The 11,409-nt window shown below is 69.4% G+C and carries 10 protein-coding genes; 4 read left to right on the top strand and 6 right to left on the bottom strand.

Going from position 1 to position 11,409, the window contains the following annotated elements; translation table 11 throughout:
- Positions 1-24 precede the first annotated feature (24 nt).
- The 6 genes from VFX99_RS02930 to VFX99_RS02955 all read right to left on the bottom strand — a co-directional run bounded on the left by VFX99_RS02930 (position 25) and on the right by VFX99_RS02955 (position 5,894).
- Entirely contained in the window at positions 25-681 is a 657-nt protein-coding gene (locus VFX99_RS02930) for a response regulator transcription factor (protein ID WP_329664821.1), read from the bottom strand.
- 20 nt (positions 682-701) lie between these two features.
- On the bottom strand, positions 702-2,114 hold the full coding sequence (locus VFX99_RS02935; protein ID WP_329664822.1) for a sensor histidine kinase: 1,413 nt from the start codon (positions 2,112-2,114) through the stop codon (positions 702-704).
- A gap of 87 nt (positions 2,115-2,201) precedes the next feature.
- A complete protein-coding gene (locus tag VFX99_RS02940) occupies positions 2,202-3,698 on the bottom strand; it encodes an amidohydrolase (RefSeq protein WP_414684311.1) in 1,497 nt (498 codons plus the stop codon).
- The gene (locus VFX99_RS02945; protein ID WP_329664823.1) at positions 3,695-4,330 is read right to left on the bottom strand and encodes an FMN-binding negative transcriptional regulator; all 636 of its coding nucleotides are present in this window, start codon (positions 4,328-4,330) and stop codon (positions 3,695-3,697) included. Before VFX99_RS02945 ends, VFX99_RS02940 begins: the two co-directional genes overlap by 4 nt.
- Positions 4,331-4,350: 20 nt before the next feature.
- Complete coding sequence (locus VFX99_RS02950) at positions 4,351-5,349, bottom strand: Fpg/Nei family DNA glycosylase (RefSeq protein WP_329664824.1); 999 nt, start codon at positions 5,347-5,349, stop codon at positions 4,351-4,353.
- Entirely contained in the window at positions 5,349-5,894 is a 546-nt protein-coding gene (locus VFX99_RS02955; RefSeq protein ID WP_329664825.1) for a ribose-5-phosphate isomerase, read from the bottom strand. The genes VFX99_RS02950 and VFX99_RS02955 overlap by 1 nt, the downstream gene beginning before the upstream one ends.
- A gap of 117 nt (positions 5,895-6,011) precedes the next feature.
- Here VFX99_RS02955 and pepN point away from each other — a divergent pair, with 117 nt between their 5' ends.
- The 4 genes from pepN to VFX99_RS02975 all read left to right on the top strand — a co-directional run.
- The gene (gene pepN / locus VFX99_RS02960) at positions 6,012-8,555 is read left to right on the top strand and encodes an aminopeptidase N (RefSeq protein ID WP_329664826.1); all 2,544 of its coding nucleotides are present in this window, start codon (positions 6,012-6,014) and stop codon (positions 8,553-8,555) included.
- Positions 8,556-8,651: 96 nt separating this feature from the next.
- On the top strand, positions 8,652-9,725 hold the full coding sequence (locus VFX99_RS02965; RefSeq protein WP_329664827.1) for a mechanosensitive ion channel family protein: 1,074 nt from the start codon (positions 8,652-8,654) through the stop codon (positions 9,723-9,725).
- A 2-nt stretch (positions 9,726-9,727) separates the two neighbouring features.
- On the top strand, positions 9,728-10,180 hold the full coding sequence (locus tag VFX99_RS02970; RefSeq protein ID WP_329664830.1) for a globin: 453 nt from the start codon (positions 9,728-9,730) through the stop codon (positions 10,178-10,180).
- Between the two features lie 32 nt (positions 10,181-10,212).
- Positions 10,213-11,409: FAD-binding dehydrogenase (locus VFX99_RS02975; RefSeq protein WP_329664828.1), on the top strand; the 1,197-nt coding region annotated here is incomplete at its 3' end.

Genomic DNA, 11,409 nt, shown 5'->3' on the forward strand with positions numbered 1-11,409 from the left:
GTCCTGACCGGGGGCTTCACCGTGTCACGCGCGCTGCAGGTACGCGATGACGGCGAGCACCCGTCGGTGCTCCGTGGCCGACTCCTCGAGGCCGAGCTTCGAGAAGATCGCACTCACGTTCTTCTCGACCGCCCCGACGCCGATGAACAGCCGCGCGGCGATGCTCGCGTTGCTGCGTCCCTCCGCCATGAGCTCGAGCACATCGCGTTCTCGTGGCGTCAGCGCGGTGAGCGGGTCGGGCCGAGCGGCGAGGAGGCCCTGGACGACCAGCGGGTCCAGGACCGTACCGCGCTCGTGCACGCGGCGCACCGCGTCGGTGAACTCGTCGAGCGATGAGACCCGGTCTTTGAGCAGATAGCCGACCCCGCCGTCGCCCGCGGCGAGGAGTTCGCGCGCGTAGACGCCTTCGACGTACTGGCTGAGAACCAGGATGCCGAGAGAGGGCAGGTGCCTGCGCAGCTCGAGGGCGGCCTGGATGCCTTCGTCGCGGAACGACGGCGGAAGCCGGACGTCCAGGATCGCGACGTCCGCCGCGGCGTTGCGGACGCGCTCGACGATGTCGTCCGCGTCTCCGAAGGCTCCGGCCGTGACGTAGCCCGCCTCATCGAAGAGACGCACCAGGCCCTCGCGCAGCAGGACCGAGTCTTCGACGAGGACGATCCGCAACGGCTGCCCGGGCATGACCTCAGGATAGAGTCCGGTCACACCGGGCCTCCGGCAGGCGTGGAGGACATCGTCGCCAGCGGGATATGGACGCCGACTGTGCTCGGACCTCCGGCAGGACTGTCGACGACCAGCACGCCACGCAGGCCCGCGACACGGTCGCGCAGCCCTTCCAGGCCGTGGCCGGGCGTGAGGTGCGCTCCCCCGCGACCGTTGTCCACGACCCACACGTCCAGCATGGGCGGCGTCGCATCCGGTCGCAGCGAGACCTTGAGCGTCACGCCCGTCGCCGTCGAGTGCTTGACGGCGTTGGTGAGCAGCTCAGCGACCACGAAGTACACCGTCCTGGCGACCTCGGGCGACACGGCGCCGTCCACTGCCGGATCGATCTCGACCGCCACGGGCAGAGCGGCTCCCGCGGCGACGGCGCCCAGCGCGGCGGCGAGTCCGCGATCCTGCAGCAGTGGCGGTGCGACGCCGCTGGAGAGCGCACGCAGCTCGTCGAGTGCGGCTTTCGCGTGCCCTTGCGCCTCCCGCGCGAGGCCCGCAGCGCCGTCGACGTCGCCCGCGCCGGCTCGCCGCTCGAGGGCGGCGAGGTCCATCTGCAATCGCACGAGGCGCTGCTGCGGGCCGTCGTGGATGTCGCGCTCCAGCCGACGCAGCCCCGCGCTCTCGGCTTGGACGGCGGCGCTGCGCGCGCTCGCTTCCGCGCGCGCCTCCGCGACCAGCTCGTCGCTGCGCCAGCGCCCGAGCAGCCCGCTCGCCACCACATGGTGAAGTCGCGCGAGTCCGCTCATCGCCCACGGCAGCGTGATCGCGAACAGGACGCCCGCCGTCAGGTACAGGAAGACCTCGACCGCCCAGCCCGACCATCCCCCGAACAGCCGAGGCAGTGCCGCAGCGACGTACTGACCCCACTCACCGCCATCGCCGCGAGGGATGAACGATCCCCAGAACCAGTAGGTGAGCCCGCCGAGACTGATGCTCAGCCACGCGGTGGTGAGCGCGAACGTCACGGTGCTGATGAGCGGATTGACGATCATTCCGTGCAGCAGGTACGTCCAGTAGTGCCCGTTGCGCAGCGGACGTGTCAGTGTGGAGAGGAACCCGCGGGAATCGCCCACCGGGCTCCACTCGGGCTCCCCGATCTCCTGCAGACGCGTCAGCGACAGCAGATAGCGGTCGGCGACCCCGAATCCGCGCGCGACCAGCAGCGACAGCACGACGATGGGCAGTCCGATGATCAGGATGAGAAGTCCGACCCCGCTCCAGAACAATCCGACCAGCACGCTCACCGCCGTCATCGCCAGCACGAACACCAGCAGCAGGTACAGCGCTCGGCCGGGAGTACGGGCCCATGCGTGACCGTACGCGGCCCAGCCGGACCGGGTCGGCGCGGCGGAACTCGTCATGGGGGCCTTCTCATCGGCATTCAGCAGGATCGAAGTCATCCTCCCAGGGTCGCCGTCGACCCGTGCGGGCGGCATCCGACCTCCCCCCCGATCGGTCGGGGGGCTGACCCCCGCTCGAGCCCGGAGTCAGCGCCCGAAGGTGAGGCGACCCGCCACCAGGGTCGCGATGACCGTCATCGCGCGCAGCTCGGGTTCCGATGCAGTGGTGGGGTCGCGTTCGCACAGCGCGAGATCGGCGAGGGCGCCCGGTTCGACCAGGGCCGCCGCCGTCGAGCCGCCGTGAGTGGACGCCGCCAATGCGGTGGCCGGATCCACGCGCTGCTCGGGACGCCAGGCGGGCCGGCCGTCCCGGGTGCGGAAGATCGCCGCCGCCATCGCCGCCCACGGATCCAGCGGCGAGACCGGCGCATCAGAACCGAAGAGCAGATTCGCCCCGGTGTCGGCGAGCGCCCGCAGGGGGTAGGGCTGTCCGGTCTGCTGCGCCCAGATCGAATCCGTCAGGTCGCGGTCGTCGACGGCATGCTCGGGCTGAACGCTCGCGCCGACCCCGAGACGGGCGAACCGGGGGATGTCGACGTGCGCGACCAGCTGCGCGTGCTCGATCGTGCCGACCGCGCCGGTCAGGGTGAACGCGTCCAGCGCGTTCGAATTCGCGATGTCGCCGATCGCATGGATCGCGCACGACAGGCCTGCACCGGTCGCGGCCGTCATGAGCTCGCTCAGAGCGCCGGGGTCCACCGCGAGGACCCCGTGATTGTGCGGGTCGCCCGGATAGGCGTGGGAGCAGGCAGCGGTCCGCGTGCCGAGCGACCCATCGGTGATGACTTTGAGCGAGCCGACACGGGCGAGGTCGGATGCCGCCCCACGCGCCGGATCGCCGGTGCGCAGACCCTCGGCGATCGCCCGGTCGAGGTACTCGGGATAGATCCCGAACTCGACTCGGAGGGCGTCGAACCCGCCGTTGAGCCTTCGCTCCCACGCGCTCTCGTTCCATGCCATGTCCAGATCCACGAGTCCGACGACGCCCCGCGCCGCGGCGTGCCGTGCCATCCTCGCGACGAGCGCATCGCCGACCCCGGCATCCACGTCGTTGAGCCGGCGCGATATCTCGAACGCGGGTCCTTCCCGCAGGATCCCGATGCCATCGGGCTCGTGCCCCTCGCGGCGGAGCGCGGCGGTGTTCAGCCACACGCTGTGCACGTCCGCGTTGATCAGGTAGGTGGGGATGTCGCCCGTAGCGGCGTCCAGCACGTCCAGGGTCGGCACATCCGCCCACAGCGCGTCGCGGAAGCCCGTGCCGACCCGACGCCCGTCGGCCTGGTCGACGGCGTCGGCCATGAGCCGGGCGGCGTGCGCGGCCGAGTGCGCATGCCCGAGCGGCTCGCGCTGCGCGGCGAGCGCCCACTGCACGACGTGCACGTGGTGGTCCCAGAGGCCGGGGATGAGCCAGGCGCCGTCGGCGCGGAGGATCTCGCCGCGCGGGCTCAGGATGCCGGCGGGTGCGATGTCGACGATCACGCCGTCGGCGAGGAAGACGTCGACCGGGCCGTCCGTCGGGAGCAGCCTGCGCCCTCCCCCCGCCACCCGTGCGGCGGTGATGGTGCCGATCGTCGACCCGATCACGGGCGCGCTCTGGCGTCGTGCGCGCGGCGCATCTCGGCCGCGAGCGCAAGGTTCGCATACGGACCGTCTCCGCTGAGCTCCGCAATGACGGTTTCGACCACATCCGCGGATTTGTTCTGGCTCAGCTTGCGCTTGGCCACCACGCGGGTCGGGGTCAGCCGGAACCCGACCGTGCCGCGCTCGAGTCGCTGCACGAAATCGGCGTCGTTGGGGCGCTCCCACATCAGCCGGGGCTCCGGCATCCGCCCTTCGAAGCGAGCGACGAGCCGGTCCAGCACCGCGAGGTTCTCGTCGGGCGAGAGCACCTCGGGGATGCCGGACAGGTGCGCGGACACGAAATTCCACGTCGGCACGCTGGCGACATCGCCGTACCAGCCGGGCGAGATGTATCCGTGCGGTCCCTGCACGACGATCAACAGCTCGCGCTGTCCTAGTCCGTGGATCATGTCATCCGGCTTGCCGACGTGGCCGACGACGGTGAGGTCGTCGCGATCCTGGTCGAGCAGCACCGCGTAGTGCGAGGCGACGAGCCCGTCGGGGGTGCTGCTCACGAGCGTCGCCCAGGGGTTGCGGTCGATGAGGCGGCGCAGCTCCGTGACGTCGGTCATCGCGAAGCTCGGGTTCTGGCGCATGCGATCAGCCTAAGTCGACCTCAACGCTGACAGTACGGACACCAGTAGAGCTTGCGGGTCGCCATCTCCTCGACGACGATCGCCGTGCCGCACACCCGGCACGGAAGGCCCGCACGGTGGTACACCCAGTGCCGGTCGTCCCGATTGGCCATCGCCGCGCGGTAGGCGTCCGGTTCGAGGTCGTCCATCGTCATCATCTGACCCGTCTCGACTCCGATCGACAGCAGCTGGACCCAGTCCCGCCACAGGTGCCGGATCACATCGGCCGACACGTCCCGACCGGGTGTGTGCGGATTCTGCCGGGCACGGAAGAGCATCTCGGCTCGGTACACGTTGCCGATGCCACTCACCACGGTCTGGTCCATCAGCAGCTGGCCGATCGCAGTGGGCTTGCGGCGCACGACGGTGGTGAACCGCTCCTCACCCTCGGTGATGTCGTCGACCAGCGGATCGGGACCCAGCTTCGCGATCGTCGCGGCGACCTCGTCGGGGGTCTGCAGCTGGCACGCCGTCGGACCGCGCAGGTCGGCGCAGGTCACATCGGTGAGCAGGCGCAGCCGCACTTGTCCGACGACCGGCGGGGGCCACTCGTCTTCGTCGTCCGCGAGGCCCGTCGTCTGCTCCGACATCCGGACGTGCACCCGCGCGCGCCGAGGAGCGCCGATCGATGTCAGCGAGTTCTCGCCGGCGCCATCCAGGATCGGCGTCTCCAGCGCGGTGCCGCGCTGGTTGGTCTGGCCCATCCGCCCGTTGGCGGAGGCGATCGTCGGATCGACCTCTATCTCCCCGGAGAAGTCCCACGCGCCGTACATGCCGAGATGCACGCGCAGCCAGAGGTCGTCGTCGAACTCGAGGAACATCTGCTTGCCGACGGCCTTCACTGCCGTCGCGGTGCGACCGCTGAGGACGTCGGCGCCTTCGACGAAGCGCCCTTGAGGACTGGATGCCGCGACCACTCGTCCGACGTAGTTACGGTCGAACTGCCGGGCGATCCGGTGGACCGAATGCCCTTCGGGCATCAGCCGGCTTCGGGGTCGAACGAGCTGTCGTCGTCGTCGAGGACGTCGGGCCGCCCGGGAGCCGCCCGCGGGTCCGGCTCGAGTGCTCCATCGGCCTCGAAGGCGGCGATCTGCGCGATCCTGCGGGCGTGGCGCTCCTCTTCGGAGAACGGCGTCGCGATGAACCGGTCGATGAACGACGCCGCCTCCTCGAACGTATGCTGGCGCGCTCCGATCGCGATCACGTTGGCGTCGTTGTGTTCACGCGCGAGCTCCGCCGTGGCGATGCTCCAGACCAGGGCCGCGCGTACGCCGCGCACCTTGTTCGCGGAGATCTGCTCGCCGTTGCCCGATCCCCCGAAGACGACGCCGAGCGTCTCGATGCCGGAAGCCTGGTCAGCGACGACGGCTTGCGCCGCGCGGATGCAGAAGGCCGGGTAGTCATCGAGCGGCTCGTAGTCCAGCGGGCCGTGGTCCACGACATCGTGCCCGGCGCCCGCCAGGTGGTGCTGCAGCTGGGTGGAGAACTCGAGGCCGGCATGGTCGGTCGCGATGTGGATGCGCATGGCTCAATCCTAGGGAGCGCCCGTCTGGCCGCGGGCACTGTCATAGGCTGGGCAGGTTGCCAGCGTCGGCCAACCGCCGGCCCTCGACATCCGACCCCCTACACATCGGGAGCATCAGTGCCTGGAGAGAACCTCACCCGCATCGAGGCGCAGGAGCGCCGTGCGATCGTCGACACCCACGCGTACGAAGTGGCGCTCGACCTGACCCGCGGGCCCGAGGTCTTCGGATCCCGCACGGTCGTGCGGTTCTCGGCGACACCGGGCGCGGACACGTTCATCGATCTGATCGCCGCCGAGGTGCATTCGGTCACCCTCAACGATCGCGAGGTGCCGGTGGCGGCGTTCGCGGACTCGCGCATCGCGCTGACGGGACTGCAGGCGGAGAACGAGCTGATCGTCGACGCCGACTGCCTCTATACGAACACCGGGGAGGGCCTGCACCGCTTCGTCGACCCCGTCGACGAGGAGGTCTACCTCTACTCGCAGTTCGAGGTTCCGGACTCCCGCCGCGTGTACGCGGTGTTCGAGCAGCCGGACCTGAAGGCGACGTTCCAGTTCACCGTCACCGCACCCGAGCCGTGGAAGGTCATCTCCAACTCCCCGACGCCGGAGCCGAAGAAGCATGGCGATGGCCGGGCCACCTGGCGTTTCGAGCCGACCCCGCCGATCTCGTCGTACATCACGGCGATCATCGCCGGTCCGTACGAGGAGACCTTCTCGGAGCTAACGAGCGCCTCCGGGCGGATCATCCCGCTCGGCGTCTACGGCCGTCGGAGTCTCTGGCAGCACCTCGACGCGGACTACATCTTCGACAAGACGCGTCAGGGCTTCGCGTACTACGAGGCCAAATTCGACTACCCCTACCCGTTCGCGAAGTACGACCAGCTGTTCGTCCCCGAGTTCAACGCAGGCGCGATGGAGAATGCCGGCGCCGTGACGTTCACCGAGTCGTACGTCTTCCGCAGTAAGGTCACCGACGCGGTCAAGGAGCGTCGCGTGGTGACGATCCTGCACGAGCTGGCGCACATGTGGTTCGGCGACCTCGTCACCATGAAGTGGTGGAACGACCTGTGGCTCAACGAGTCGTTCGCCGAGTGGGCCTCCACGATCGCGACGGCGGAGGCGACCGAGTGGACCGAGGCGTGGACCACGTTCAACGCGATGGAGAAGACCTGGGCCTACCGACAGGACCAGCTCCCGTCGACCCACCCCGTCGTCGCCGAGATCAAAGATCTCGAAGACGTGCAGGTCAACTTCGACGGCATCACCTACGCGAAGGGCGGGTCCGTGCTGAAGCAGCTCGCCGCCTGGGTGGGCATCGAAGCGTTCTTCGGCGGGGTCGCCGAATACTTCCGGAAGAACGAGTGGGGTAACACCGAGCTGCCCGACCTGCTGTCCGAACTCGAGAAGACGAGCGGACGCGAGCTGGGCACGTGGTCCAAGAAGTGGCTGGAGACCGCGGGGGTCAACACCCTCTCACCCGTCATCAGCGAGGACGGTGCGGGAACGATCACGCGGTTCGCGATCACCCAGACGGCGCCGGCGGACTATCCGACCATTCGGCCGCACCGCCTGGGCGTCGGCTTCTACCAGGTCAGTGGCGGGGCGCTGGAGCGCGTGCACCACGTCGAGCTGGACGTGGACGGCGACTTGACCGAGGTCCCCGAGCTGAAGGGACTGAAGCGTCCCGACCTGGTTCTGCTCAACGACGAGGATCTCGCGTATGCGAAGATCCGGCTCGACGCCCGATCCCTGAAGACAGCGATCGAGTACCTCGGCGGCATCGCCGACCCGCTCGCCCGCTCCCTCGTGTGGGGCGCGGCCTGGGATCAGACCCGGGATGCCGAGTCCTCCCCCAGCGATTACATCGACCTCGTCCTGCGGAACATCGGTCGGGAGACCGAGTCCACGACGGTGCGCACCACCCTGGCGCAGCTGCAGCTCGCCGCCAACTCCTACGTCGCACCGGAGAAGCGCGATGCCACGCGGGCGAAGGTCGCCGACGGTCTGTGGGCTCTCGCGCAGGCCGCCGATGCCGGCAGCGACAGCCAGCTGCAGTTCGTGACCGCATTCGCCACCGCGGCCTCGACGCCCGCCCACTGGGAGATCGTGAAGTCTTTGCGCGACGGCCGGACGAGCCTCGAGGGGCTCGTCATCGACACGGACCTCTCCTGGCAGCTGCTCATCTCGCTGGCGGCAGGGGGCGTCGCCGACGCTGCGGCCGTCGATGAGGCGCTGGCCGCCGACAAGACCGCCAAGGGCGGCGAGTTCGCCGCGCAGGCGAAGGCGTCGATCCCATCCGCCGCGGCGAAGCGCGCTGCGTGGAACTCCATCATCGAGAACGACGATCAGCCGAACACCATCGTCCGTTCCACGGCGCTCGGGTTCCAGCATCCTGCGACCGTCGCCCAGCTGGGTGAGTTCGTCGAGCGGTACTTCGGCATGCTCCTGCCGATCTGGGACTCGCGCTCGTACCAGATCGCGCAGTACATCATCGTGGGCTTCTACCCGGCGCCCCTGGCGAACCTCGAGCTGCGCAACGCCACTCGGGCGTGGCTCGCCGCGAATCAGGACGCCGCGCCTGCCCTGCGCCGACTCGTGGACGAGAACCTCGCCGGCGTCGAACGTGCACTCGCTGTGCAGGAGCGCGACGCCCAGTAGCGACCGTCGGATGCCCCGGCCCGCCGTCAGCGGTGGCCGGGGCATCCGCATCCCCGCACAGAATCCACGGAGGGGCGCCGAACTAGGATCGGAACGATGAACAGCGTCCTCCTCGAAACCGCCGTCGCGCCTGCCCCGTCGCTCTGGGAGCAGATCCTCGCAGTCGCCGTCGATATCGGGTGGCTCATTCTCGGCGTCTTCGGAATCCTCGTCGGCGCGCTCCTGCTCAGCTGGGTGCTCAAGCTCGTGATCCGACGAGTCGTCGGCCGCATCGTCAACGGAGCGAAGAACAAGGCCAACGTCGACGACACGCAGGCACTGGATCGCTCGCCGCTCGCTGCGGTTCGGCTGGTGCAGAGGACGCGGACGCTCGGATCCATCCTGCAGAACATCGTGAACGTGACGATCGTGGTCGTGGCGCTGATGCTCATCGTGAATCTGCTCGCCCCGAATGCACTGGGCTCACTCACGCTGCTGACGGCTGCGGTCGGCGCGGGCCTCGGCTTCGGCGCCCAGAACATCGTCAAGGACGTACTGAACGGCATCTTCATCGTCGCCGAGGATCAGGTGGGCATCGGCGATGTCGTCGACCTCGGGCTGGCCACCGGGATCGTCGAATACGTCAGCGTCCGCGTCACCAACGTGCGCGACGTGAACGGCACGCTCTGGTACGTGCGCAACGGCGAGATCCTGCGCATCGGCAACATGTCGATGGGCTGGTCGCGGGTGATCGTCGATCTCGCCCTCCCGGTCGGAACCGACATCGGCGAGGTCGAGAACACGATGATGGAGACGATGAAGGATCTCGCCAAGGATCCGAAGTGGCGCAGCCGCATCATCGACAAGCCCGAGGTCTGGGGTCTGGAGTCGGTGTCGGGCGACGGCCTGGTGATCCGGCTCGTGATGAAGACGCGCGCCAACGCCAAGGACGATGTGGCGCGCGAGCTGCGGATGCGCGTGCTGAACTCCGTCGACGAGATGGGGCTGACGCTGCCGCAGCTGAACTCGATCACCCTGAGCGGCCTGGAGGGCGCGCAGCGGGTGCGGGGCGCGAACCCGCCCAAGACGAAGCCGACGACCGTCACCCAGCCCCCTCCGCCGGAGCGCCCGGTCTGGCGTCCGAAGCGAACGCCGAAGCAGGCGCCCGAGACACCGCAGGGGTCCGCGTGAGCATCAGCTTCTACGATGAGGTCGGCGGTCACGAGACCTTCGTCCGCCTGGTCGAATCGTTCTATCGCGGGGTCGCCGGCGATCCGGTGCTGCGACCGATGTACCCCGAGGATGATCTCGGCCCTGCGAAGGAGCGCCTGACGCTGTTCCTGGAGCAGTACTGGGGCGGGCCGACGACGTACAGCCGGGAGCGCGGCCACCCCCGACTGCGCATGCGGCACGCGCCGTTCCATGTCAACCCCGACGCACGCGACCGCTGGCTGACCCACATGCGGCAGGCTGTCGACGAGCTCGGGCTCTCGCCCCTGCACGAGGCGACCCTGTGGGATTATCTGCAGCGCGCCGCGATGGCGATGGTGAACACCTTCGAGCCGACCGGCATCGGCCCCTCCGCCGACGGACGCAGCGGCACGTCGCTTCCCCTCGCGCCGCCGCCGCCCAGCACGCCGCTCTGAAGCACCGACCGCCCGCCGACGAAGGAGTCGCCATGCCCGCATCCCCCACCGCCCGGTCAGCCGACGTTCTGGTCATCGGCTGGGGGCTGGCGGGGCTTGTCGCCGCCGGCGAGGCGGTCGCGGCGGGCAAGCGCGTCGTCATCATCGATCAGGAGCCGCGCACGAACCTCGGGGGCCAGGCGTGGTGGTCGTTCGGCGGGCTGTTCCTCATCGACTCACCCGAGCAGCGGCGGATGGGGATCAAGGACTCGTTCGAGCTCGCTCATCAGGACTGGTTCGGCACGGCGGGCTTCGACCGAGTCGAGGACGCGTGGCCACGGCGGTGGGCAGAGGCCTACCTGCAGTTCGCGCACCAGGAGAAGCGCGCCTGGCTGCGGCAGAAGGGAGTGGGCTTCTTCCCCGTCGTCGGCTGGGCCGAGAGAGGCGGCTACACCGCCACCGGGCCCGGGAACTCGGTGCCCCGCTTCCACGTCACCTGGGGGACCGGTCCGGCCGTCGTCGCCCCCTTCCAGGCCGCCGTCGAACAGGCCGAGACCCGCGGGCTCCTCACGATCCTCCCCCGCCACCGTGTCACCGGCCTGCTGACGGCCGACGGAGCCATCGTCGGAGCGGCGGGCGACATCCTCGCCCCATCGGGCGCCGCGCGCGGCAGGGCCAGCTCGCGTGAGGTGGTCGGCGCGTTCGAGATCACCGCAGGGGCGACCGTCGTCTCGTCCGGGGGCATCGGGGGCAACCACGATCTCGTCCGCAGCCAGTGGCCTGCACGGCTGGGCGCCGCGCCCACCTCTATGGTCGCGGGCGTACCGGCCTACGTCGACGGTTCGATGCTCGCGATCACGGAGGAAGCCGGCGCACGCCTCATCAACGGCGACCGCATGTGGCACTACGTCGAGGGCATCCAGAACTGGAATCCGGTCTGGCCGGACCACGGCATCCGGATTCTCCCCGGGCCCTCCTCCGTCTGGCTCGATGCGACCGGGCACCGGCTGCCGGTGCCGCTGTTCCCCGGCTTCGACACCCTCGGCACTCTCGCCCATCTGCGTGCGACCGGGTACGACCACTCGTGGTTCGTCCTCTCGCACCGGATCATCGAGAAGGAGTTCACCCTGTCGGGCAGCGAGCAGAATCCCGACCTGACCGACCGGGACGTGCCGCTGCTGGTGAAGTCCCGCCTCGGCAAGGGCGCAGCGGGGCCGGTCCAGGCTTTCCTGGATCGCGGTGCGGACTTC

The organism is Microbacterium sp. (assembly GCF_036277215.1).
GTDB lineage: Bacteria > Actinomycetota > Actinomycetes > Actinomycetales > Microbacteriaceae > Microbacterium.

Bases quoted from the DNA above. Each gene is read 5' to 3' on its own strand.
- VFX99_RS02945 (WP_329664823.1), bottom strand. From the start codon at position 4,330: ATGCGCCAGAACCCGAGCTTCGCGATGACCGACGTCACGGAGCTGCGC.
- VFX99_RS02930 (WP_329664821.1), bottom strand. From the start codon at position 681: ATGCCCGGGCAGCCGTTGCGGATCGTCCTCGTCGAAGACTCGGTCCTG.
- VFX99_RS02965 (WP_329664827.1), top strand. From the start codon at position 8,652: ATGAACAGCGTCCTCCTCGAAACCGCCGTCGCGCCTGCCCCGTCGCTC.
- VFX99_RS02955 (WP_329664825.1), bottom strand. From the start codon at position 5,894: ATGCGCATCCACATCGCGACCGACCATGCCGGCCTCGAGTTCTCCACC.
- VFX99_RS02935 (WP_329664822.1), bottom strand. From the start codon at position 2,114: ATGACTTCGATCCTGCTGAATGCCGATGAGAAGGCCCCCATGACGAGT.
- VFX99_RS02950 (WP_329664824.1), bottom strand. From the start codon at position 5,349: ATGCCCGAAGGGCATTCGGTCCACCGGATCGCCCGGCAGTTCGACCGT.